Here is a 22,665-nt window from a genome sequence, read left to right on the forward strand (position 1 = left end):
AAGCGGTCTGAGAGGGTGGCGGGGTGAGCATCTCGTTGGAGCAGGCCCGCACGATCGTCGACGCCGCCCTCGCGCACGGCACCGCGCAGGGCTTCAACCCGCTGACCGTCGCCGTCCTCGACCCGGGCGGCGCGGTCGTCGCCCTCGCCCGGCAGGACGGCTCCGGCTTCCTGCGTCCCGACCTGGCGACGGCCAAGGCGAGCGGGGTGCTGGCGCTGGGCATGACCAACCGCGCCATCGCCGCCCGGGCCGCGGACTCGCCGGAGTTCTTCACCTCGGTCGCGACCCTGGCCGGCGGCAAGATCCTCTCCGTGCCCGGCGGCGTGTTCGTCGAGGACGCCGAGGGCACCCTGCTCGGCGCGGTCGGGGTCACCGGAGACCTCTCGCTGAACGACGAGGCGGCCGCCGTCGCCGGGATCGAGGCCGCGGGGCTGGTCGCCGTCACCGGTGAGTGAGGCGGTCCCCGCCGCCGAGGATCCCGCGCTCCGTGCCGCGTCCGTCGGGCTCGGGTTCGCGGTCCTCTCGGCCGTCTCGTTCGGGCTGTCCGGCCCCTTCGCGAAGGCGCTGATCGACGCAGGCTGGTCGTCCGCGGGCACCGCACTCGTCCGGATCGGCGGGTCGGCGGTCGTGGTGTCGGTGCTGCTGGCGGTGCTGCGCCCCGGGGTGGTCGCGGCCGTCCGCCGGGACGCGCCCGCGCTCGTGCTCTACGGCGTCCTGGCGATGGCCGGGGTGCAGGTCGCGTTCTTCAACGCCGTCCGGTACATGCCGGTCAGCATCGCGCTGCTGCTCGAGTACCTCGGGCCGGTGCTGGTCATCGCGTGGGTGTGGGTGGTGCGGCGGCAGCCGCCGTCACGCCGGACGCTGGTGGGGGCGGGGACCGCGATCGTCGGGCTGCTGCTCGTCGTGCAGATCTGGTCGGGCACGGCGGTGGACCCGGTCGGGCTCGCGTGGGGGCTGCTCGCCTCGGTCTGCCAGGCGAGCTACTTCCTGCTCGCCGACCGGACGGGATCGGACACCCCGCCGTGGGTGCTGGCGGGTGTCGGGATGGCCGTCGGCACGGTGGTGGTGGCCGTGCTCGGCGCGGTCGGGGTGCTGCCGATCGTGCTGACCCGGCCGGACGAGGTGGTCCTCGCCGGGACCGACCTGGGCTGGGCCCTCACCGCGATCCTGCTCATCCTGGTCTCGACGGTCCTCGCCTACCTGACCGGAGTGCTCGCGATCCGTCGCATCGGCGCCGCGCGGGGCTCCCTCGTCGCGCTGCTGGAGGTCGTGGTGTCGGCGCTCGCGGGCTGGCTGTTGCTGGGCGAGGTCCCCGCGGCGATCCAGCTGGCCGGTGGGGCGCTGATCCTGCTGGGTGTGGCCCTGACCCGCCCGCGGCCGGAGATGTTGCCCGAGACGCTGTGAGGACACTCCGTGCCCACGCGGAGCGCCGCCCGAGCACGGTCGCCGACTCCGACGGGCGCAGGGGCGGGGCCGTGCTGGTCATGGTCGTGCTCATCCCGGTGCCGGCGGGCCCCATCGCCGCGGCGGTCCGGACGCGGCGACGGCCCGCCCTCCCCGCGGAAGGGGAGAGACGGGCCGTCGCCAGGTGCGTCGCCGTCACCACCGCGGACCGACCGCGTACCCGCAGGTCGGACCGCTCTGCTGTGGATCAGACGTCGTAGTACAGGGCGAACTCGTACGGGTGCGGGCGCAGCCGCAGCGGGTCGATCTCGTTCTCCCGCTTGTAGGAGATCCAGGTCTCGATCAGGTCCGAGGTGAACACGCCGCCCTCGAGGAGGTAGTCGTGGTCCTCCTCGAGCTTGTCGATGACCGCACCGAGCGAGGCCGGGACCTGCGCGATGTCCTTGAGCTCCTCCGGCGGGAGCTCGTAGAGGTCCTTGTCGACCGGGGCCGGCGGCTCGATCTTGTTCTTGATGCCGTCCAGGCCCGCCATGAGCTGCGCGGCGAAGGCCAGGTACGGGTTGCCCGACGAGTCGGGGCAGCGGAACTCGATGCGCTTGGCCTTGGGGCTGTCGCCGGACAGCGGGATCCGGATGCAGGCCGAGCGGTTGCGCGCCGAGTAGACCAGGTTGACCGGAGCCTCGAAGCCCGGGACCAGGCGGTGGTAGGAGTTCACCGTGGGGTTGGTGAACGCCAGCAGCGACGGCGCGTGGTGCAGCAGGCCGCCGATGTAGTAGCGCGCGGTGTCGGAGAGCCCGCCGTAGCCGGACTCGTCGTGGAAGAGCGGCTGCCCGTCCTTCCACAGCGACTGGTGCACGTGCATGCCCGAGCCGTTGTCGCCGAAGAGCGGCTTCGGCATGAACGTCGCGGTCTTGCCCTGCTGCCACGCCACGTTCTTGACGATGTACTTGAACAGCATCAGGTCGTCCGCCGCGTGCAGCAGCGTGTCGAACTTGTAGTTGATCTCGGCCTGACCGGCCGTGCCGACCTCGTGGTGCTCGCGCTCCACCTCGAAGCCCATGCCGATCATCGCGCTGACGATGTCCGCGCGCAGGTCGGCGTAGTGGTCCACCGGCGGGACGGGGAAGTAGCCGCCCTTGTAGTTGACCTTGTAGCCGAGGTTGCCGCCCTCCTCCTCACGACCCGTGTTCCACCAGCCCTCCGCGGAGTCGATGTGGTGGTAGGTCTCGTGGGGGTTCGAGCCGAAGCGGATCGAGTCGAAGACGTAGAACTCCGCCTCCGGCGCCATGAAGGCGGTGTCCGCGATCCCCGAGGCCGCGAGGAACTGCTCGGCCTTGCGGGCCACGTTCCGCGGGTCACGGGAGTACGGCTCGCCCGTGATCGGGTCGTGGACGAAGAAGTTGATGTTGAGCGTCTTGTGCTTCCGGAACGGGTCCAGACGGGCCGTGGTGGAGTCCGGCAGCAGGGCCATGTCCGACTCGTTGATCGCCTGGAAGCCGCGGACGGACGAACCGTCGAACGCGGCGCCGTTCTCCAGCAGGTCACCTGCGGTGGAGGCGGGGACGGTGAGGTGCTGCATCACGCCGGGCAGGTCGCAGAACCTGATGTCGACGTACTCGACCTTCTCGTCCGAGATGTACTTGAGTACCTCTTCGGAGTTGCTGAACACGCTCGCGTCGCTCCTTCTCTCGGCCTGTGGCAGTGGTCGCGACGCTATGGCCGCCGTGTTGCCCGTTCATCACTCGCAGGTTTCACAGGCGTTAACGGGACCGGATCGCGTCGTCGCTCACATGGGACGACTACCGTAGGCCTCATGGCCGGCTTCCTCGACTCGTGGACGACGGGTTCACCCTCCGGATCGGAGTCGTCCTACCCGGGTGAGCGGTTCGGAGTGCCGGAGTCGGGCGTGGGATCGGTCGCCGGGTTCGGCAGGCGGCTGGCGGGCGTGACCGTCGACTGGCTGCTCTCCTACGCCCTCACGCTGGCGATCCTCGGGATGGACGCGTTGGGCGGCACCACCATCGGGTGGTGGGTGTGGCTGGTGTGGTTCGTCGTCACCGTCGTGCCCACCGCGCTCTTCGGCATGACGCCGGGGATGGTCGCGCTGGGGATCCGGGTGGCGCGGGTGGACATGGCCCCGACCGTGGGGTTCCGCGCGGTCCTGCGGACGGTGTTGCTGGGTGTGGTGATCCCGGCCGTGATCCGGGACGCGGACGGTCGAGGCTGGCACGACCGCGCCACCCAGACGATCGTGATCCGCTCCCGCGCCTGAGCCCGCCGCTCGGTGGGTGATGCTCGGGGACCCCAAGCGCCAGGGAGTGATGCTCGGGGTCCCCGAACATCGGAACGCGCCGCACTCGGGGTCCCCAAGCGCCAGGGGCTGACGCTTGGGGACCCCAACCGGCAGCCGGCCGCGCGGAGCCCGGGGCCGACTCAGCCGGGGACGGGCGGGCGCCAGAGCGTGGCTCGAACCGCGGGGCGGGGATGACGCGACGCATTGCGGTAGGCGGCGGCGAGCTCGGCGACGACGGCGTTCGGCTCGCGCTGAAGCCGGTAGGGACGGGTGCGGACAACGGGGATGCCCGCCGCAGCGAGGGCGGACTGGCGTCGAGTGTCGCGATCGTGTTCCTCCGGGCGGAGGTGCCACGCACGGGAGTCGATCTCCCAGGCCAGACCGACGTCGTCCCACCAGGCATCGACGATCGCGAGACGGCGGCCGTCGCTGCCGTGCAACGCGACGTTCCATCGCGGAGCCGGGAGCCCGGCTCGGATCAGAGCTCGCCGCCCCCAAGCCTCGGCCGGGGAGCGGACGCCTTCCTCGACCTCGGCGACGACCTCACGCGGGACCGCGGTGTACGGCCGCTGGAGGGACGCCACCTCGGCCGACAACTCCTCGGGGGTGCACAACCGCTGCTGGACAGCCGCCGCGAAGACGGATCGGACAGCGTCGGACTCGGGATGCGGGAAGGTCGCGTCGACCACCGCCCGTGCGGGTGGGGCGAGCCTGAGGCCGTCCCGCATCACCGCTACCGGCATCCTCCTCGTCCGCACGACGTGGATGAACCCGCGCCCCGCGACGCGACGCTCGTGCGGAATGAGAACGGCGGTTCGGCCGTCCGCGAGCGGGTGGTGCAGGCCGTAGCAACGCAGCGCGGTGGCGCCGGTCAGCACGGACGGTTGCCCGACGTGCGCCAACGCGACGCGGGCGCGCTGACGCGGAGTGGGTTCGGCGTCGGCGAGGAGGACTACTCCACGAAGCGGTGCACGCCATGGTCCACCTGCGCGGCAGCTCCGAGTGATCGCCGACGCGGATATCCCGAGCGCGAGCAGCTCGGCGCGGGTGGCGACGGCGTCCGGGAAGAGGCCGCGGATTCGGTCGCGATCCGAGCTGGTCAGGTTCACGTGCCCATCGTGACGCGACGCGGCGACGACAAGGCCCGGTCGCGGTCGTGACCTGTGGACAACCGCCATGATTCGCACGCCTGTGGACAACCGGCCCCGGTGCACGCCGGGTCTGCTAGGCCCTGACGGCCGACGTGGACTCGGGGACCCCAAGCGGCGATCTCCGAATCCCGGGGTCCCCAAGCTCGACCAGCTCACGATGCTCGGGGACCCCCAGCACCACTCAGCGACGCTTGGGGACCCCGAGCGTCACCGAAGGGTCAGCGGCGGCGGACGGTGCGTTGGACGCTGCGCATCTTGGCGCCCGCGGGCATCGGGCCCTTGGGGAGGGCGGCGGCGCGGCTGCCCAGGGCGGCGAGGCGGGCGTCCAGCGAGTCCATCTCGTTCGTGCTGATGTTGCGCGGCAGCTTCGTCAGGTGGCGCTGCAGGCCCTTGAGCGGAACCTGGCCCTCCTCGTTGCCCACGATCACGTTGTAGATCGGGGTCTGGCCGACCACCCGCGCCGTGCGCTTCTTCTCCTGCGCGAGCAGCGCCTTGACCCGGTGCGGGGCGCCCTCGGCCACGAAGATCACGCCGGGCCTGCCGATGACCCGGTGCACCGCGTCCAGGTGGGTGTTGCCCGCCACGCCCTGCGTGACGCGCCACTGCCCCTTCATCTGGTCCAGCGCCCAGCCCGCGGCACCCGGCTGTCCGTCCGCCTGGGCGTACACGCTGCGCTGCACGCGGCGGCCGAAGATCGACACGGCGATCAGCGCACCGATCACGATGCCGAACGGGAGGAAGATCCACTCCATCCCGAAGATCAGCCCGATGAGGAACGCCACGACGGCGGCACCCACGACGGACCCGATCATCAGCGGCAGCAGGAGCTTGTCCTGCTTGCGCTGCATCTGGAACGCCTGCCAGATCTGCGAACGGCGCTGCTTGCTCTCCGCTCGCTTCTCCGCCTTGAGGCGCTTCTGGGTCTCCTTGTCGGGCTTGCCGGCCATGTCCAGAAGGATACGGCCTAACCGCGCGCGAGGAGCGACCGCGCCTCCTGCGCGGCGGGCGCCTCGGCGGCGAGGTGGGCGAGACCGGGGGAGAGCTCCTCGCCGCGGTGCGCGACGGTCTGCGCGTACAGCCGCCCGGCGCGGTACGACGAGCGCACCAACGGTCCGGCCATGACGCCGGCGAAGCCGATCTCCTCGGCGGTCTCGGAGTGGCGCACGAACTCCTCGGGCCGGACCCACCGCTCGACGGGGTGGTGGCGCTTCGACGGCCGCAGGTACTGGGTGATGGTGATGATCTCGCAGCCGGCGTCGTGCAGGTCCGACAGTGCCTCGGTGACCTCGTCCGGCGTCTCACCCATGCCCAGGATCAGGTTCGACTTGGTGACCAGCCCGGCAGCGCGGGCCTTGGTGATCACCTCGAGCGACCGCTCGTAGCGGAACGCCGGGCGGATCCGCTTGAAGATCCGCGGCACCGTCTCCAGGTTGTGCGCCAGCACCTCCGGGCGGGCGGCGAACACCTCGTCCAGCTGGGCGTCGATCGAGTTGAAGTCCGGGATCAGCAGCTCGACGCCGGTCCCCGGGTTCATCTCGTGGATCAGCCGGACGGTCTCCGCATAGAGCCACGCCCCGCCGTCCGGCAGGTCGTCTCGCGCCACGCCGGTGACGGTCGAGTACCGCAGCCCCATCTGCTGCACGGACTCGGCGACCCGCCGCGGCTCGTCCCGGTCCAGGTCCGCGGGCTTGCCGGTGTCGATCTGGCAGAAGTCACAGCGCCGGGTGCACTGCTCGCCGCCGATGAGGAAGGTGGCCTCGCGGTCCTCCCAGCACTCGTAGATGTTGGGGCAGCCGGCCTCCTCGCACACCGTGTGCAGGCCACCGGACCGCACGAGGCCCTTGAGCTCGGTGTACTGCGGGCCGGTCCGCGCCTTCGTCCGGATCCACTCCGGCTTCCGCTCGATGGGGGTCTCCGCGTTGCGGACCTCCAGGCGGAGCAGCTTGCGGCCGTCGGGAGCGATCGTCACGGCGACCAGCCTACGCCCCGGAATCGGTGCCGATGGTCGACTCCGCAGGCCGGCTACGTCTCCGGCGTGATCCCCGTCTCCGCCTCGGTCACGTCCCACAGTCGGGCGGCCAGGGAGGCGTCCCGCGCCGCGGCCGAACGACGGGACGGGGCGGGGTACCCGCGGACCTCGAGACGCGGCCCGACGTAGTCCCCGGACCGCGCGGGTCCGACGGCGGCGAACAGCTGGGGGAGCACCCCCACCTCCACCCGCTGGCAGACGACCCGGTTGACCGGCCCGGCCGGCCACCCCATCCCGCGGGTGCGCAACGAGGCGCCGAGCAGGTCGGTGTCGGTCATGCCGGGGTGCGCGGCGACCGCGAACACGCCGCGGCGGTGCAGCTCGGCCGTGAACAGCAGGTTCGCCAGCTTCGACTGCGAGTACGCCGTCCCCGGCCGGTACGGGCGGCGGCGGAAGTGCAGGTCGTCGACGTCCAGCCCGCCGCCGAGGTGGGCCAGGCTGGACACGGTCACGACCCGCCCCTCCCGCAGCAGCGGCAACAGCAGCCAGGTCAGCGCCGCGGGCCCGAGGTGGTTCGTGGCGATCTGCAGCTCGAAACCGTCGACGGTCACGGTCGGCGGCGTGCCCATCACCCCGGCGTTGTTCAGCAGCACGTCGAGCCGGTCGGTGCGCTCGCGCACCGTCTTCGCCGCCGCGTGGACCGAGGCCTGGTCGGCGAGGTCCAGCTCCACCGGCTCGACGCCCGCGGGCACCCGCGACGGGTCCCGCCCGGTCCCGAGCACCCGGGCGCCCCCGGCGACCAGGATCTCGGCGGAGGCGCGGCCGAGGCCGGAGGTGGCGCCGGTGACCAGCACCGTCCGCCCGTCGAGTGGCCCGATGTCGGCGGCGGTCCAGCGGGGCATGGGAACCTACGCTAGTGGAACTCCGGATCTTCACCGAACCGCAGCAGGGCGCGGACTACACCGACCTGCTCCGCGTCGCCCAGACGACCGAGGCGGCGGGCTTCGACGCCTTCTTCCGTTCCGACCACTACCTGTCGATGGGGCCGGTGGACGGGCTGCCCGGCCCGACCGACGCCTGGCTGACCCTCGCCGGGCTGGCCCGCGAGACCTCCCGCATCCGCCTCGGCACGCTCGTGACCTCGGCGACCTTCCGCTACCCCGGCCCGCTCGCGGTGTCCGTGGCGCAGGTGGACCGGATGTCCGGCGGGCGCGTCGAGCTGGGGCTCGGCGCGGGCTGGTACGAGGCCGAGCACGCCGCCTACGCCGTGCCGTTCCCGCCGCTGCGGGAGCGCTTCGACCGGCTCGAGGAGCAGCTGGAGATCATCACCGGGTTGTGGGCCACACCGGAGGGGGAGCGCTACGAGTTCTCCGGCGACCACTACACGGTCACCGACTCACCCGCCCTGCCCACGCCCGTCCAGCGGCCGGGTCCGCCCGTGATCGTCGGCGGGCACGGTCCGAAGCGCACCCCCGAGTTGGCCGCCCGGTTCGCGAACGAGTTCAACGTGGCCTTCTCCGCGCCGGACGCGGTGGCGGCCCAGTTCGAGCGCGTCGACGCCGCCTGCGCCGCGATCGGCCGGGACCCGAAGGAGATCGTGCGGTCCGTCGCCCAGGTCGTCTGCCTCGGGGCGGACGACGCTGCTGTCGCGCGCCGTGCCGCGGCGATCGGCCGGGACGCGACCGAGCTGCGGAACAACGGCCTCGCCGGGACCCCTGAGCAGGTGCGGGACCGGCTCGGTGACTGGGTGGCGGAGACCGGCGCGACGCGGGTCTACCTCCAGGTCCTCGACCTCGCCGACCTGGACCACGTGGAGGAGATCGCCGCCGCGCTGCTGTGAACGGTCAGTGCAGCGAGGGGTGGAGCTGCAGGTCCAGGCCCGGTGCGGTGACCTCGCGGCGCTCGACCGGGTGCTCCGTGACCGGCAGGGTGCCCTCCAGGGCGCGCAGGACGGCGTCCGTGGTGGCGGCCAGGACGTCGTCCGTGCCGACGGCCCGGCCGAGCTCGGCGGACAGCGACGTGACGCCGGCGTCCGCGATGCCGCAGGGCACGATCCGACCGAACTCCTCGAGGTCCGGGTCGCAGTTGAGCGAGAACCCGTGCAGGGTCACCCCGCCCTGCACCCGGACGCCGATCGCGCCGATCTTGCGCTCCTGACGGGTGTCGTCCGCGGGCAGCCACACGCCCGACCGGCCGTCGATGCGGCCCGCGGCGGTGAGGCCGAGACCGTGGCAGACCGCGATCAGGGCCTCCTCGAGCCGCCGGACGTACGCCACGACGTCGATCGGGTCCGCGAGCTGGACGATCGGGTAGCCCACGAGCTGGCCGGGCCCGTGCCAGGTGATCCGGCCGCCGCGGTCCACGTCGATCACGGGGGAGCCGTCCGTCGGCCGGTCCTCGGGGCGGGTGCGCTTGCCCGCGGTGTAGACCGACGGGTGCTCCAGCAGCATGAGCACGTCCGGCCCGGTGCCCGCGCGGCGCGCCTCGGCGGCGGCCCGCTGGGTCTCCCAGGCGGCGAGATAGTCGACCGTGCCGAGCAGGTCCACCCGGACCGGGTTGAGCGAGCGGCGGCAGGAGGTTCCCCGACTTGGCATCCGGTCAGCCTACGCCGCGGCCGCGCCCGGACGGCACGGCCGCGGCGCAGGTCTCAGCCGATCCGGACGGCGGCCGTGGCGGTGTTGTCCGCGGGCGTCGCGTCGGGGCCCGCCGAGCCGGTCGTGGCGCGCACCGCGGCCGCCCCGACCTCGGCTCCGACCACGGTGACCCGGTGGGTCACCGACGCCCCGACCGCGAGCGGGCCGTCGACGAAGGCGACCGACCTGCCCGCCGCGGGCCCGGCGCTGCCCGGCGCGGCCACCACGAGGAGCCCCCCGTCGAGCGTGACGGCGGTCGAGGCCTTCGCGACCGCGGCCGTCCCCTTGTTGGTCACGGTCACCGTGGCCACGAAGGACGCTCCCGGTCGGGCGGTGGGCGGCGCGGACACGGTCGCCGTCAGGTCGGTCGTCGGGGCCTGCGGGGCAGCGGTGACGGTCGCGGTGAACGTCGTGCCGACCAGCGCCTCGGTGGACGCCCCCGATGCGCTCGTGGCGGTGATGGTCACCGGGCCCGGGGTGGTGCCCGCGGTGAGCGCGGGCGCGGTCGCGACGCCGTCGGCGCCGGTCTGCACGGTGGCCGTCGGGGACCCGGCGAACGAGGCGCTGCCCGAGGTCACCGAGAACACCACGGGGTGTTCGGGACCGGTCGGGTCCTCGTGATGCCACCGGTGACGGTCGCGGCGAGGCGAGTGGGGAACGCCGCGCCCGCGGCCGCGGACTGCGCGTTCCCGGCGGTCGCGGTGATCGCCTTCGCGGTGACGGGGTTCTCGAAGTCGTAGGTCCGGCCCCCGAAGGTGAGGAGGTCGACACCGGCGACGAGGCCTGCGGGGCCGCGTCCCTGGTTGACGCCGATGTTGGTCACGACCGCGTCCGCGCCGACACCGGCGACGACGTCCTGGAGCGACGCCGTGTAGGTCGCGAAGCCGAACCTGTTGACGGTGCCGGTGCTGGTGACGTCCCGCGTCGCCCACCAGCCCGAGGCCGCGCCGGACGGCGACCAGGACTGCCAGGTCCGGGGGGTGATCGTGGCTCCCGTGTAGACCGGTTCCCAGACCAGCCCGGTGAACTGCGGCGTCCCGTCCGGGTACGGGACCTTCCTGCTGAGGATCCCGATGGTGAACGAGGGCACGGCGGTGGTCGGGCTCGATGCCGGCGTCTCGACGAAGGTCCTGTACGCCAACGGGTCCGCGGCCAGCTCGCCGAGTGTGAGCTTCCCATCCCCCAGCATGGCCACGGCGGCCCGGTCGGCCGCGGTGGGTGTGCTGAGCCGCAGGTAGCCGTCACCCGACTGCGCGCCCGGGGTGTCGACGACCTCGACTCCGGGGGCGCCGGCGGGATCGAAGCGGCAGAACGTCAGCGGGGCGCAGGGCGCTCCGATGTCGCCGTTGCTCACCGAGACCGCGCCCGGTGCGGCGACGGCGGGGCCTGCGGCCAGGGCCAGGCTCGACCCGGACACGGTGGCGACGAGCAGGGCGAGCCCCGTCCGGCGCAGCAGAGGGATGGTGCGGGCGCACATGGGCACTCCACGTGAGACGAGGACCGCGGTCCACGAAGGGGACGCGGGACCGGCACCTCGGGGGCGTCGGGTCCGTTCCCGTCGCACAGCGTGCTCCATCCGGCACGTACCACCACTCGGCGTATCCGCTCGATCGGGTGATGCCGAGGTGGCGGTCAGTGCACGGCGGCGGAGAGGGCGTCCGCGAGGGTGCGGTGGCGGAAGGTGAAGCCCGCGTCGAGCAGCGTGCGGGGCACGGCGTTCTGCCCGAACAGCAGCATCTCCTTGCCCATGTCGCCCGCGAGGGTCGACACCACGGGCCCCGGGATCACCAGGGGCGCGGGCCTGCCGACGGCCTGGGCCAGCGTCTGGGTGAAGACCGCGTTGGTCACGGGGCTGGGGCCCGTCATGTTGATCGGACCGCGGAGCTCGGCGTTCTCGACGGCAAAACGGATGCCCGCGATCTCGTCGTCCAGCGAGACCCAGGGCATGTACTGCTCGCCGCTGCCGACCCGTGCCCCGAGGAACGCCTTCCACACGGGCCGCATGATCGCCAGCAGGCCCCCGGAGGGGGAGAGGACCAGACCGGTCCGGACCGTGACGACCCGGGCGCCGGCCTCGGCGGCGGGCGCGGTGGCCGCCTCCCAGTCCCGGCACGTCGCCGCGAGGAAGCCGCCGCCCGAGGGCGCGGACTCGTCGATCTCGACGGGCCCCGCGTCGCCGTAGTAGCCGACCGCCGAACCGCTGACCAGCGCGGGCACGCCGGCTTGGGCGACGGCGGTCGCGAGCACCTCGGTCGGCACGATCCGGCTGTCCCGGATGGCCTGCCTGCGCGCCCCGCTCCAGGGTCGGTCCGCGATGCCGACCCCGCCGAGGTTGACGACGACATCCGCACCCTCGAGCGCCCCCGGGTCGATCCGACCCGACGGTGGGTCCCAGGCCCGCTCGTCCGGGCCGGAGGGGGTGCGGCGGACGAGCCGCAGCACCTCGTGGCCCGCCCCCCGCAGACCTGCGACGAGAGCGGTTCCGATCAAGCCGGACGACCCGGCGACGACGACGCGCACGCCGCTGATCCTCCCGCCCCGCCCGAGGCCCCGCGACCCGGGGCCCCGGAACCGCCGCCGATCAGGCGGCCCGCACGCCGAGGCCCGATGGCACTCGGGGACCCCGAGCGCCATCCAGTGACGCTCGGGGTCCCCGAGTTCGGGGGTTCGCTGGTACTCGGGGACCCCGAGCACCGCGCGGTGGCGCTTGGGGACCCCAAGCGCCACCCGGCCGCACGTCGGGGTGCTGTCAGAGGCCGAGCTCGGCCTCGAACGCGCCCTCCTCGAGACGGGCCTTGATCGCGGAGACGAAGCGCCCCGCGTCCGCGCCGTCCACGATCCGGTGGTCGTAGGTCATCGGGAGGTAGCAGACCGACCGGACGGCGATGACGTCGTCTCCCTCCGGCCCGGCGACGACCTTCGGCTCCTTGACGATCGCCCCGGTGCCCAGGATCGCGACCTGCGGCTGGTTGATGATCGGGGTGTCGAACAGCGCGCCCGCGGACCCGATGTTCGTGATCGTGAAGGTACCGCCGGACAGCTCGTCGGGGCCGATCTTGTTGGCCCGGGTGCGGGCCGCGACGTCCGCGATCTTGCGGGCCAGCCCGGCCAGCGACAGGTCCTCCGCATTCTTGATCACCGGGACGAGCAGGCCGCGGGGGGTGTCCACGGCGATCGCCAGGTGCACGCTGCCGTGGTACTCGACCTGCTTGCCGTCCTCGGAGATCGAGGAGTTGACGGCCGGGAACGCCTTGAGCGCCTCGACCGTGGCCTTCGCGAAGAAGGGCAGGTAGGTGAGTTTGACGCCCTCGCGGGCCAGGAACTCGTCCTTCGCCCTCGCCCGCAGCTTGGCGATCCGGGTGACGTCGACCTCCTGCACGGTGGTCAGCTGCGCCGAGACCCGCAGGGACTCCGTCATGCGCTGGGCGATGACCTGGCGCAGCCGCGGCATCTTGACCGTGGTGCCCGGCTGGGGGCCGTCCGCGGCGGGCACGGGGACCTTCGTGGGCTCCTTCGGCGCGCCGCTCGCGGCGGCGGGCGCCGCGGCGGGCTTCTCGGCGGCGGGGGCCGGCGCCTTGGCGGCCTCGGCGGCGGCCAGGACGTCCTGCTTGCGGATGCGGCCGCCGACGCCGGAACCCTCGAGCGAGTCCAGGTCGACGCCGTGCTCGGCGGCCAGCTTGCGCACCAGCGGGGTCACGTACGGCGGGGTGGACCCGCCGCTCTCGGTCTGCTTCTCCTCACGGGAGGCGTCGACCGGGGCCTCGGAGGTCGCGGCCTTCGCGGTCTCGGGCTGCGGCTCCGGCTCGGGCTTGGGCTCGGCCTTCGGGGCCTCCTGTTTCGGGGCCTCCGTCGCAGGCTCGGGCTCCGGCTCGGCCTCGGCGGGCGCCGCGTCCGCGTCCCCGATGACGGCGAGCTGCCCGCCGACCTCGACGGTGTCGTCCTCGCCGACGCTCAGCTCCAGCACGGTGCCCGCGACGGGGGAGGGGATCTCGGTGTCCACCTTGTCCGTGGAGACCTCGAGCAGCGGCTCGTCGACCTCGACGGTGTCCCCGACGGCCTTGAGCCACCGGGTCACGACGCCCTCGGTCACCGACTCGCCGAGCTCCGGCATGGTGACCGGGGTACCGCCGCCGGAGGACTTCTTCGCCTCCGCCCTGGGCTTCTCGGCGGGCTCCGGCGCCTTCTCCTCGGCCTGCGCGGGCTCCGGCTCCGGCTCGGGCTCCGAGGCGGTCTCCGCCTCGGCCTCGGGCTCCGGGGTGGCGGAGCCCTCGTCGGCGCCGCCGTCGCCGATCACGGCGAGCTCGCCGCCGACCTCGACGGTCTCGTCCTCGCCCGCGACGATCTTCTGCAGGGTGCCTGCGACCGGGGACGGGATCTCGGTGTCGACCTTGTCGGTCGAGACCTCGAGCAGCGGCTCGTCGACCTCGACGGTGTCACCCTCGGCCTTGAGCCAGCGGGTGACGGTGCCTTCGGTGACGCTCTCACCGAGGGCGGGCATCTGGACGGAGAAGGCCATGTCTGCTCGGATCCTCTTTCGACGTGCGGTTCGCCCGCGGAGTTCTCAGCCGTGGGTGTGCAGGGGTTTGCCCGCCAGGGCGAGGTGCGCTTCACCGAGCGCCTCGTTCTGGGTGGGGTGGGCGTGGACGAGCGGGGCGACGTCGCCGGGCTCGGCTTCCCAGTTGTAGACGAGCTGGGCCTCGCCGATCAGTTCGCCGACGCGCGCGCCGACCATGTGGATCCCGACGACCGGGCCGTCCTTGGCGCGGATCAGCCTGATCGCGCCCGCGGTCTGCAGGATCTGGGACTTGCCGTTGCCGCCGAGATCGTAGGTCAGGGCCTCGATCTCGCCGTGCCGCTCGCGGGCCTGGGCCTCGGTCAGCCCGACGGAGGCGACCTCGGGCTCGCAGTAGGTGACCCGCGGGATCCCGGCCTCGTCGATCACCCGCGGCTCGAGCCCGGCGATGTCCTCGGCCACGAAGATGCCCTGGGCGAAGCCGCGGTGCGCGAGCTGCAGCCCGGCGACGATGTCGCCGACGGCGTAGACCCCGTCGAGGTTGGTGCGCAGCCGCTCGTCGGTGGTGACGAACCCGCGGTCCATCTCGACGCCTGCGGCCTCGTAGCCGTGGCCGGTGGTGTTCGGGCCGCGGCCGACCGCGACGAGCAGCAGGTCGGCCTCGAGCTCCTCACCGGACTCCAGGGACACGGTGACGCGGTCGTCGTGGGCCTTCGCGCCGGTGAACCCGACCCCGGTCTTGGCGGTGATCTTCCGGCGGCGGAACGCGCGCTCCAGCAGCTTCGAGGCGAACTCGTCCTCGTTGGGCACCAACCGGGGCAGGGCCTCGACGACGGTGACCTCGGCCCCGAAGGACCGGTACACCGACGCGAACTCCACACCGATCACCCCGCCACCGAGGATCACGACGTGCTGCGGCACGGTCTCCCAGGTCAGCGCCTGGTCCGAGGTGACGATCCGGCCGCCGATCTCCAGACCGGGCAGGGTCTTGGCGTACGAGCCGGTGGCCAGCACGACGTTGCGTCCGGTGTAGACGGTGCCGTCCACCTCGACGCTCTTCGGGCCGACGAAGGTGCCGGTGCCCTGGACGAGGTCGATCCCGCGGGAGCGCACCAGCCCCTGCAGTCCCTTGTAGAGGCGGGAGACGACACCGTCCTTGTAGGCGTGCACGCCGGGCATGTCGATGCCGATGAGCTGCGAGAGCACGCCGACCGCGGCGCCGTCGCGGGCGGTGTCGGCGACCTCGGCGGCGTGCAGCAGGGCCTTGGTCGGGATGCAGCCGCGGTGCAGGCAGGTGCCACCGAGCTTGTCCTTCTCGACCAGGACCACCGACATCCCGAGCTCCGCGGCGCGCAGGGCGCACGCGTAGCCACCGGACCCACCGCCCAGGATCACCAGATCGGCAGCTTGCTCCGGCACGGCCCGGTCCTCCCTCTCACCCGCTCGTCGTAGGTCGGGCCCATCTTGTCACCCGGGCCGGGGCCGTGCCGGTGGAGGTCGGGAGAAATTCGGACACCTCGCACGTTGGAGGCTGCGAGACCAGCGGAAGCGGAGGGCGTCATGGGTCTGTTCGGCCGGAAGCGGTCCGGTGTGCGACGGGGTTCGTACTCCGCGGACGTCGAGCACCTGCGGTCGTGGGCGTCGGTTCGGGAGGGCGTCGAGGGGTTCGTCGAGCCGCAGACCACGGTGACCGAGACCACCATGCTGCTGGTCGCGAAGGACGGCGAGTGGACCCGGCGCCGGATCGCCGGTCCGGACGCGGCGAAGAAGCTCGCGCGGTCGATGAGGATGCCGGTCTACGACGTCCAGCTCGTCGGCTACCCGCAGCGGATGCGGGACCACGACGCTCGGCAGAAGGTGCTCCGCCGCCGCGAGGAGCTGCGCAGGCTCGCCGACTGAGGCCCAGCCCGCGGCGACGTCGGCGTAGCGGTGGACGTCGCCGGGGCCGGCGTCCTGGGCGATCAGCAGCGTGGCGCCGACCTGCCAGAACGTGACGGGATCGAGGCCGGTCGACCAGCGGCCGACGGGATCGTCGGGGTTGCGCAGCTCGTGGCAGCCGTGCTGGCCGAGCAGACGGTGAAGAGCCACGTCAGCCGCACGTTCACCGAGCTCGGCCTGCGCGACCGGGCCCAGGCGAGGGTGCCGGCCTACGAGCCCGGCCCGGTGCGGCCCGGGTCGTGAGCGAGGTTGCGTGCCCCGAGCCGCTGCAGCACGGGGGTGGCGCGCAGCAGTGTGCTCGGCGCGAGGGTGGAGGTCCGCATCATGACCCCGCGCCAGGTGGGCACGGTCCGCACCACCCGCGAGGTCCCGAACATCCCGACGAGCTCGGTCGCGACCTGCTCCGGGGTCAGCAGCACACCGGAGCGGACCAGCTCCCGGGCGCGCGGCTCCATCTCGGAGAGCAGGGCGGTCGCGACGCCGTCGGGGTTGATCGCGTGCACGCGGATGCGGTCGGCGCGCAGCTCGTCGGACAGGGACTGGGCCAGTGAGAGCACCGCCGCCTTCGTCGCGGCGTAGAGCGAGAGGCCGGGGACCGGGCCGAGCCCGGACAGCGAGGCGGTGATGGCGAGCTCGCCGCCACCACCCTGAGCGCGGAAGGCGTCGATCGCCGCGCGGGCGCTCCAGACGACCCCGAGCACGTTGACCTCGACCAACGTCCGCGCCTGGGCGTCCGACAGGTCGGCGAGCGGGCCGCCGGTGCCGAGCCCGGCGTTGGCGACCCACGCACCCAGCGGGGCGAGCCTCCGCGCCCGGTCGGCGGTCGCCCGGGCGGCCTCGGGATCGGTGACGTCCTGGACCAGGCTCTCCCCGCCCACCTCGGCGGCGACCTTCGCGGCGGTGTCGCCGTCCACGTCGGTGACCAGCACGCGGTACCCGCGCCCGGCCAGCTCGCGCGCGACCGCGGCGCCGATCCCGCCACCCCCACCGGTGACGACGGCCGAGCGGGAGCCCTGCGGGACGGAGTGCGCGACACGACGACGGATCACGCCCGCCACCCTACCGGTCGGTAACCCACAGGGGCAGCCCCGAGCACGGACCGGGGACCAGCCCGAATGTGTCGGCGGGGGCGGTCACCGCCGCGCACCACGTCGACACCCGACTGCTCACCGCGCCGGCCAACGCGTCGGCGGCGACCGGGATCGTGCTCGCCCTCGCGACGCCGTGAGAGTTGACCCCGCACCGCTGGGTGCTGGTCGAGTTCGAGATCACCGTGGTGCAGCTGGTCGCCGGGGTCGTGCTGCTCAGCGCTGCCCTGAACACGGCGGCGGAGACCCTCGAGGTGTCGTTCCCGCTGGTCGCGGGCACGGCGGTGAGGGCGGCGGCCTCGGCCTGGTCCGGGCTTCCCGAGCCCGCTGTGCGTGCTCCCGGCGGTCGCGCTCGCCGCGACCGCCGGGGTGCAGGCGGACTCAGCCGTTCGCCGCGATGTCCTCCAGTAGCGCGAGCAGGGTGCGGACCGGGGTGCCGGTGCCGCCCTTGGGGGTGTAGCCCCACGGCCCGCCGGTGTTGAAGGACGGCCCCGCGATGTCGATGTGCGCCCACGGCACCCCGTCCGCGACGAACTCGCGGAGGAACAGGCCCGCGGCGAGCATCCCGCCGAACCGGTTGCCGGTGACGTTGGCGAGGTCGGCGATGCGCGAGTCGAGCTCGCCGCGCAGGTGCTCGGGCAGCGGCATGGCCCAGGCGTCCTCGCCGACGGACCGGCCGAGCGCGGCGACCCGGTCGCGGAGGTCCTCGGTGCCCATGACGCCCGCGGTGCGAGTGCCCAGCGCGACCATCTGCGCACCGGTCAGGGTCGAGGTCTCGACGAGGTAGTCGGGGGAGTCCTCGGCGGCGCGGACCATGGCGTCGGCCAGGATCAGCCTGCCCTCGGCGTCGGTGTTGAGCACTTCGACGGTCTTGCCGCCGTACATCGTCAGCACGTCCCCGGGCCGGTACGCGGTGTCCGAGGGCATGTTCTCGGCCATCGGCACCGTCGCCGTCACGGCGACCGGGAGGTTCAGCTTCGCGGCGAGCACGGTCGTCGCGATCACGGCGGCGGCGCCGGACATGTCCGACGTCATGTGGTCCATCCCCGCCGCGGGCTTGATCGAGATGCCGCCGGTGTCGAACGTGATGCCCTTGCCCACGAGCGCGACCTTCCTGGCCGGGGCCTCCCCACCGGCCCAGGTGACCCGGACCAGTCGGGGCTTGCGCGAGGAGCCCTGGCCCACGCCGAGGATCCCGCCGTACCCGCCCTCGGCGAGCGCGGCGTCGTCGAGCACCTCGACCTCGAGCCCGGCCGCCTCGGCCAGCGCGGCGGCGCGGGCGGCGAAGGTCTCCGGGTACAGCGCGTTCGGCGGGGTGTTGATCAGATCGCGGGTCGTGGTCACGGCCTCCGCGACGGCGGCGGCGTGCGCCAGCTCGTCGGCGTCCGCACCCGCGACGAGGACCTCGGCGACCGGCGCCTTGCCGTGGTCGCCCTTGAACGCGGTGAACCGGTAGGCCCCGAGCAGCACGCCCTCGGCGAACGCCGCGGGGATGACGCCCTTCGCCACGACGATCCGGTTGATGCCCGTCAGGACCCGGCCCAGGGTGCCGGCGGCGCGGCGGACGGTGTCCGCGGCGACCTCGCCGTCCTCGCCGGGCTTGCCCAGTCCCAGCCCGATCACCAGCGGCGCCGCGACCGCCCCGCGCGCGGGCAGCTTGACGACCTCCTCCGCCTTGCCGGTGGCCCCGGCCAGCGCCAGCAGTGCGGCGAGCTCGCCGGAGAAGGCCGCGTCGATCTCCTCGGCGCCGGGGGCGAGGACCGGGTCCCCGTCACCGGCCAGCAGCCCGACGACGACGGCGTCCGCCTCGGCGGCGGCGGGCGACCCCTCGAGGACGCCGATGCGGGTTCCGGACTGGGGCTCGGCGGTCGTGGTCACCGGGGGATGCTCCTTGCAGACGAGGATGGGATCCAGGTCACACCGGGACGCGGCGAGACCTCTTCGAAATGCTAATGACACCGTCGCGGGGCCGATTCGCCGCGGGTCGGATGCGATGGTGGTGGACGTGGCAACGACCCTGGGCCGTCGGCTCGGCATCGCCGACGTGGTGGTGCTGGGGCTCGTCGCCATGCTCGGGTCCGGCGTCTTCGTCGTCTTCGCCCCCGCGGGCGCGGCGGCGGGGCCGTGGCTGCCGCTGTCGGTCCTGCTGGCGGCGGTGGTCGCCGCGATCTGCGTGCTGTCCACCGCCGAGCTGGTGCTCGCCCGCCGCGACCCGGACGAGCGCTTCACCGCGGGGTACACCGCGGGCTACCTCGGCGCGCGGGAGCGGGTGCACCCCGCCGTCGGACGGCTCGCGGGGATCGCGCTGCTGTTCGGCGGCATCGGTTCCGCGGCGGCCGCGGCGGGGGTGTTCGGGGCGTACGTCCTGGGCACCGGGCGGCTGGTCACCGGGATCGTGGTGATCGTGATCGCGGCGGCGGTCAACATCGTCGGCGTCCGGACGACCGCGCGGGCCTGCTGGCTGCTCGCGGGCGGGACGCTCGCGGTGCTGGTCGTGGTGGTGGTCGTCGGGTTGTTGGGGCCGGGGGCGGGGGAGACGGCGTCGGCGTCGGCCACGGCGGGGGAGGCCGCGCGCGGGGTGGCGGTGCCCTCGGTGGCGACGTCGCAGGGCGTGCTCGGCGTGCTGGCCGCAGCGGGGCTGGTGTTCTTCGCCTTCGTCGGGTTCGCGAACGTGACGACCCACCGCGAGGAGGTCCGCACGCCCTCGCGCACGCTGCGCCGCGCCATCCCGATCGCGCTCGGGATCTGCACGCTGATCTACCTCGCCGTCGCGGGCGCCCTGCTGGTCGGTCTGGGCCCGGACCGGCTGGGCACCGAGCACGCGCCGCTGGTCGCGCTCGTCGACACCGGGCAGGCGCCCGCGCTGGGGGTGCTGGTCCGGATCGGGGCGGCCGTCGCCGCCGGGTCCACGCTGCTCGCGGTGCTGATCGGGATCAGCAGCACGGCCTCGGCCATGGCGGAGCGGGACGACCTGCCCCGCTCCTTCGCCAAGGTCTGCGGGACCGGCGCACCCTGGCGGTCGGACGTCCTCGGTGCCGCCCTGGCGATCGTCGTCGCCGTGCTCGCGGGGCCGGTCGCGTCGATCGCGCTGTCCGCCTGCGCGATGCTGATCCACTACGCCCTGGTGCACGTGGCGGTCCTGCGGCTGCCGTCCCGGCGGGTGCCGGCGTGGCTGCCCGCGATCGGGCTGGTGCTGTGCCTCGGCCTGGCCGCGCTGCTGCCGCTGACGTCCGTGCTGATCACGGTCGGGGTGCTGGTCGTCGGGTGGGGGCTGAGCGGGATCGCGGCTCTGCGCGCGCGGCGGCGGCCCGTCGTGGAGTCCGAGGAGCCCCCGGACGAGCAGGCGGCCTAGGCTTCGGGGGTGGACCTGATCTCCGGCCCCCTGCACGACCGGCACGTCGCCCTCGGCGCCACGCTCGGCCCCTTCGGCGGGTGGTCGATGCCGATCGCCTACCCGGCGGGCACCGTCGCCGAGCACACGGCCGTGCGTGGGTCCGTCGGCGTGTTCGACGTCAGCCACCTCGGGAAGCTGCAGGTCAGCGGCCCCGGTGCCGCGGCGTTCGTGAACTCCTGCCTCACCGCGGACCTGGACCGGATCGGGCCGGGGCAGGCGCAGTACACGCTGTGCTGCACCGCGTCGGGCGGCGTGGTGGACGACCTGATCGCCTACCTGGACGGGCCGGACTCGGTCCTGCTCGTGCCCAACGCCGCCAACTCCGCGGCCGTCGCCTCCTTGTTGCGGGAGGCCGCGCCCGACGGGATCACGATCACGGACCGGCACCGCGACCTCGCGGTGATCGCCGTGCAGGGTCCCCGGTCGGCCGAGCTGTTCGCCACGATGTTCGCCGGGTTCGGCGGGATCGCCGACCTGGACTACATGGCGTTCACCGACGCAGGGGCGGTCCGTGTGTGCCGCACCGGCTACACCGGCGAGCACGGCTACGAGCTGCTGGTCCCCGCCGCCCAGGCCCCGGCGGTCTGGGACGGGCTGCTGGCGGGCGCCGCGTCCGTCGGGGGGCTGCCGTGCGGGCTGGGGGCGCGGGACACGCTGCGTACCGAGATGGGCTACCCGCTGCACGGCCAGGACCTCTCGCGCGAGATCTCGCCGGTGCAGGCGGGCAGCTCGTGGGCGGTCGGCTGGACCAAGCCGCAGTTCTGGGGGCGTGAGGCGCTGGTCGCGGAGAAGGAGTCGGGCCCGGTGCGCAGGCTGCGGGGGCTGCGGGCGACCGGCCGCGGGGTCCCGCGTGCGGGGATGGCCGTGCTGCGCGACGGCGTCCGGGTCGGCGTGACCACGTCGGGCACCTTCTCGCCGTCGCTCAAGACCGGCATCGCGCTGGCGCTGATCGACACCGCGGCCCGGGTCCGCAACGACGACGTGCTGGCGGTCGACGTGCGCGGACGCGGGTTGGAGGTCACCGTCGTGAAGCCGCCGTTCGTGCCGTCGCACGTCCGATGATCGGACGTGCGACCGGCTGACGCCGTCGCTTGCCGCGGGGGTTACCGTTTGTTCCATGAGCGTGCAGTTCACCCGCGTTGCGAACCCGTCCCCGGCCACCGCGGAGCGGCGCGCCGAGATCCTCGCCGCCCCCGGCTTCGGGCGGTACTTCACCGACCACATGGTCACCATCCGGTGGACCCGCGGGCAGGGCTGGCACGACGCCAAGGTCGAGCCGTACGGCCCGATCGCGCTGGACCCGGCCACCATGGTCCTGCACTACGGCCAGGAGATCTTCGAGGGGCTCAAGGCCTACACGCAGCCGGACGGCAGCGTCGCCTCCTTCCGCCCGGAGGCCAACGCGGCCCGCTTCCGCCAGTCCGCCGTCCGCCTCGGCATGCCCGAGCTGCCGGACGAGGTGTTCCTGGCGTCGATCCACGAGCTGGTCGCCGTCGACGCCGCGTGGGTGCCCCCGGCCGGCGGTGAGGAGTCGCTCTACCTGCGGCCGTTCATGCTGGCCACCGAGGTGGGGCTGGGCGTCAAGCCTGCGGACGAGTACCTCTACCTCCTGATCGCCTCCCCGGCGGGTCCGTACTTCCCGGGCGGGGTCAAGTCGGTGGACGTCTGGCTGTGTACGGACTTCACCCGCGCGGCCGTCGGTGGCACCGGCACCGCGAAGTGCGGCGGGAACTACGCCGCGTCGCTGCTCCCGCAGGCCCAGGCGGCCCAGCACGGCTGCGCACAGGTCGCGTACGTCGACGCCGCGGAGAAGAAGTGGATCGAGGAGATGGGGGGCATGAACATGTTCTTCGTCTTCGCGAGCGGCGAGCTGGTCACCCCCGAGCTCTCCGGCTCGATCCTGGAGGGCGTCACCCGGCACTCGCTGCTGGTGCTGGGCAAGGAGATCGGCTGCGAGGTCGTCGAGCGCCGGATCTCGGCGGACGAATGGATCTCCGGCTGCGCGGACGGCACGATCGCCGAGGTCTTCGCCTGCGGCACCGCCGCGGTCATCACCCCGATCGGTAACGTGAAGTACCAGGCGGGGGACGAGGTGAAGACGGTCCAGGTCGCGGACGGCGAGCCGGGTGCGGTCACCACGCGCCTGCGCGCCCTGCTGACCGACATCCAGCGCGGCACCAGCACCGACAGCCACGGCTGGATGCACAAGCTCTGACCCGCGACCCGGACCTCAGAAGGTCCGCGAGTCCCCCGTTTCCGCAGGCTGAGCCGGACATCGGGAA

22 protein-coding genes are annotated in these 22,665 nt (G+C 73.4%); 9 read left to right on the forward strand and 13 right to left on the reverse strand.

The window, feature by feature from the left end; all coding sequences use genetic code 11:
- Positions 1-23: 23 nt before the first annotated feature.
- Together ABD993_RS14940 and ABD993_RS14945 are read left to right on the forward strand one after the other, a co-directional pair.
- Positions 24-455: a GlcG/HbpS family heme-binding protein gene (locus tag ABD993_RS14940; protein WP_345417686.1), complete on the forward strand. Its 432-nt coding sequence runs from the start codon at positions 24-26 to the stop codon at positions 453-455.
- Positions 448-1,404 (forward strand): EamA family transporter, encoded by a 957-nt coding sequence (locus ABD993_RS14945; protein WP_345417689.1) that lies wholly within the window; start codon positions 448-450, stop codon positions 1,402-1,404. The genes ABD993_RS14940 and ABD993_RS14945 overlap by 8 nt, the downstream gene beginning before the upstream one ends.
- Positions 1,405-1,651: 247 nt before the next feature.
- Here ABD993_RS14945 and glnA read toward each other — a convergent pair whose 3' ends face one another.
- A complete protein-coding gene (gene glnA / locus ABD993_RS14950) occupies positions 1,652-3,073 on the reverse strand; it encodes a type I glutamate--ammonia ligase (RefSeq protein WP_345417692.1) in 1,422 nt (473 codons plus the stop codon).
- A 144-nt stretch (positions 3,074-3,217) separates the two neighbouring features.
- On the opposite strand from glnA, the gene ABD993_RS14955 reads away from it, so the two are divergent.
- On the forward strand, positions 3,218-3,676 hold the full coding sequence (locus tag ABD993_RS14955) for an RDD family protein (RefSeq protein WP_345417695.1): 459 nt from the start codon (positions 3,218-3,220) through the stop codon (positions 3,674-3,676).
- 161 nt (positions 3,677-3,837) lie between these two features.
- Here ABD993_RS14955 and ABD993_RS14960 read toward each other — a convergent pair whose 3' ends face one another.
- From ABD993_RS14960 to ABD993_RS14975, 4 genes are all read right to left on the reverse strand, one after another.
- Positions 3,838-4,806 (reverse strand): hypothetical protein, encoded by a 969-nt coding sequence (locus ABD993_RS14960; protein WP_345417698.1) that lies wholly within the window; start codon positions 4,804-4,806, stop codon positions 3,838-3,840.
- A gap of 260 nt (positions 4,807-5,066) precedes the next feature.
- Positions 5,067-5,795, reverse strand: coding sequence for a DUF4191 domain-containing protein (locus ABD993_RS14965; RefSeq protein ID WP_345417701.1), 729 nt, complete (start codon positions 5,793-5,795; stop codon positions 5,067-5,069).
- 17 nt (positions 5,796-5,812) lie between these two features.
- Entirely contained in the window at positions 5,813-6,817 is a 1,005-nt protein-coding gene (lipA, locus tag ABD993_RS14970) for a lipoyl synthase (protein ID WP_345417704.1), read from the reverse strand.
- A 53-nt stretch (positions 6,818-6,870) separates the two neighbouring features.
- A complete protein-coding gene (locus ABD993_RS14975) occupies positions 6,871-7,719 on the reverse strand; it encodes an SDR family NAD(P)-dependent oxidoreductase (protein WP_345417707.1) in 849 nt (282 codons plus the stop codon).
- Between the two features lie 14 nt (positions 7,720-7,733).
- On the opposite strand from ABD993_RS14975, the gene ABD993_RS14980 reads away from it, so the two are divergent.
- Entirely contained in the window at positions 7,734-8,657 is a 924-nt protein-coding gene (locus tag ABD993_RS14980; RefSeq protein ID WP_345417710.1) for an LLM class F420-dependent oxidoreductase, read from the forward strand.
- Positions 8,658-8,661: 4 nt separating this feature from the next.
- Here ABD993_RS14980 and lipB read toward each other — a convergent pair whose 3' ends face one another.
- From lipB to lpdA, 6 genes are all read right to left on the reverse strand, one after another.
- Positions 8,662-9,411 carry a lipoyl(octanoyl) transferase LipB gene (lipB, locus tag ABD993_RS14985; RefSeq protein WP_345417713.1) on the reverse strand — a complete coding sequence of 250 codons (750 nt, stop codon included), beginning with the start codon at positions 9,409-9,411 and terminating at the stop codon, positions 8,662-8,664.
- 53 nt (positions 9,412-9,464) lie between these two features.
- A complete protein-coding gene (locus ABD993_RS14990) occupies positions 9,465-10,028 on the reverse strand; it encodes a hypothetical protein (RefSeq protein WP_345417716.1) in 564 nt (187 codons plus the stop codon).
- The gene (locus ABD993_RS14995) at positions 10,025-10,927 is read right to left on the reverse strand and encodes a hypothetical protein (protein WP_345417719.1); all 903 of its coding nucleotides are present in this window, start codon (positions 10,925-10,927) and stop codon (positions 10,025-10,027) included. The genes ABD993_RS14990 and ABD993_RS14995 overlap by 4 nt, the downstream gene beginning before the upstream one ends.
- A 155-nt stretch (positions 10,928-11,082) precedes the next feature.
- On the reverse strand, positions 11,083-11,970 hold the full coding sequence (locus tag ABD993_RS15000; protein ID WP_345417722.1) for a TIGR01777 family oxidoreductase: 888 nt from the start codon (positions 11,968-11,970) through the stop codon (positions 11,083-11,085).
- 229 nt (positions 11,971-12,199) lie between these two features.
- On the reverse strand, positions 12,200-13,966 hold the full coding sequence (sucB, locus tag ABD993_RS15005; protein ID WP_345417725.1) for a 2-oxoglutarate dehydrogenase, E2 component, dihydrolipoamide succinyltransferase: 1,767 nt from the start codon (positions 13,964-13,966) through the stop codon (positions 12,200-12,202).
- 45 nt (positions 13,967-14,011) lie between these two features.
- Positions 14,012-15,382 (reverse strand): dihydrolipoyl dehydrogenase, encoded by a 1,371-nt coding sequence (gene lpdA, locus ABD993_RS15010; RefSeq protein WP_345417728.1) that lies wholly within the window; start codon positions 15,380-15,382, stop codon positions 14,012-14,014.
- A 141-nt stretch (positions 15,383-15,523) separates the two neighbouring features.
- Between lpdA and ABD993_RS15015 the strand changes: the two genes are divergently transcribed.
- Positions 15,524-15,862: an oxidoreductase gene (locus tag ABD993_RS15015; RefSeq protein ID WP_345417731.1), complete on the forward strand. Its 339-nt coding sequence runs from the start codon at positions 15,524-15,526 to the stop codon at positions 15,860-15,862.
- 30 nt (positions 15,863-15,892) lie between these two features.
- A complete protein-coding gene (locus ABD993_RS36740; protein ID WP_425569006.1) occupies positions 15,893-16,144 on the forward strand; it encodes a hypothetical protein in 252 nt (83 codons plus the stop codon).
- Here the strand turns inward: ABD993_RS36740 and ABD993_RS15025 are convergent.
- Together ABD993_RS15025 and ABD993_RS15030 are read right to left on the reverse strand one after the other, a co-directional pair.
- Positions 16,111-16,950 carry an SDR family NAD(P)-dependent oxidoreductase gene (locus ABD993_RS15025; RefSeq protein ID WP_345417734.1) on the reverse strand — a complete coding sequence of 280 codons (840 nt, stop codon included), beginning with the start codon at positions 16,948-16,950 and terminating at the stop codon, positions 16,111-16,113. The two genes, ABD993_RS36740 and ABD993_RS15025, sit on opposite strands and share 34 nt — an antisense overlap.
- A 420-nt stretch (positions 16,951-17,370) precedes the next feature.
- Complete coding sequence (locus tag ABD993_RS15030) at positions 17,371-18,867, reverse strand: leucyl aminopeptidase (RefSeq protein WP_425569007.1); 1,497 nt, start codon at positions 18,865-18,867, stop codon at positions 17,371-17,373.
- 127 nt (positions 18,868-18,994) lie between these two features.
- Here ABD993_RS15030 and ABD993_RS15035 point away from each other — a divergent pair, with 127 nt between their 5' ends.
- The 3 genes from ABD993_RS15035 to ABD993_RS15045 are packed head-to-tail and all read left to right on the forward strand — an operon-like array spanning position 18,995 to position 22,598.
- Positions 18,995-20,341 (forward strand): APC family permease, encoded by a 1,347-nt coding sequence (locus tag ABD993_RS15035; protein WP_345417737.1) that lies wholly within the window; start codon positions 18,995-18,997, stop codon positions 20,339-20,341.
- A 9-nt stretch (positions 20,342-20,350) separates the two neighbouring features.
- Positions 20,351-21,445, forward strand: a complete 1,095-nt coding sequence (gene gcvT / locus ABD993_RS15040; RefSeq protein ID WP_345417740.1) for a glycine cleavage system aminomethyltransferase GcvT — start codon at positions 20,351-20,353, stop codon at positions 21,443-21,445.
- 55 nt (positions 21,446-21,500) lie between these two features.
- Entirely contained in the window at positions 21,501-22,598 is a 1,098-nt protein-coding gene (locus tag ABD993_RS15045) for a branched-chain amino acid aminotransferase (protein ID WP_345417743.1), read from the forward strand.
- The last annotated feature ends 67 nt before the right edge of the window (positions 22,599-22,665 follow it).

The sequence above is a fragment of the Pseudonocardia xishanensis genome (assembly GCF_039541715.1).
GTDB lineage: Bacteria > Actinomycetota > Actinomycetes > Mycobacteriales > Pseudonocardiaceae > Pseudonocardia > Pseudonocardia xishanensis.

Excerpts from the sequence above, each read along its gene's own strand:
- sucB (WP_345417725.1), bottom strand. The coding sequence starts at position 13,966 with ATGGCCTTCTCCGTCCAGATGCCCGCCCTCGGTGAGAGCGTCACCGAA.
- ABD993_RS14975 (WP_345417707.1), bottom strand. The coding sequence starts at position 7,719 with ATGCCCCGCTGGACCGCCGCCGACATCGGGCCACTCGACGGGCGGACG.
- ABD993_RS14965 (WP_345417701.1), bottom strand. The coding sequence starts at position 5,795 with ATGGCCGGCAAGCCCGACAAGGAGACCCAGAAGCGCCTCAAGGCGGAG.
- ABD993_RS14995 (WP_345417719.1), bottom strand. The coding sequence starts at position 10,927 with ATGTGCGCCCGCACCATCCCTCTGCTGCGCCGGACGGGGCTCGCCCTG.
- ABD993_RS15045 (WP_345417743.1), top strand. The coding sequence starts at position 21,501 with ATGAGCGTGCAGTTCACCCGCGTTGCGAACCCGTCCCCGGCCACCGCG.
- ABD993_RS14955 (WP_345417695.1), top strand. The coding sequence starts at position 3,218 with ATGGCCGGCTTCCTCGACTCGTGGACGACGGGTTCACCCTCCGGATCG.
- lipB (WP_345417713.1), bottom strand. The coding sequence starts at position 9,411 with ATGCCAAGTCGGGGAACCTCCTGCCGCCGCTCGCTCAACCCGGTCCGG.
- ABD993_RS15015 (WP_345417731.1), top strand. The coding sequence starts at position 15,524 with ATGGGTCTGTTCGGCCGGAAGCGGTCCGGTGTGCGACGGGGTTCGTAC.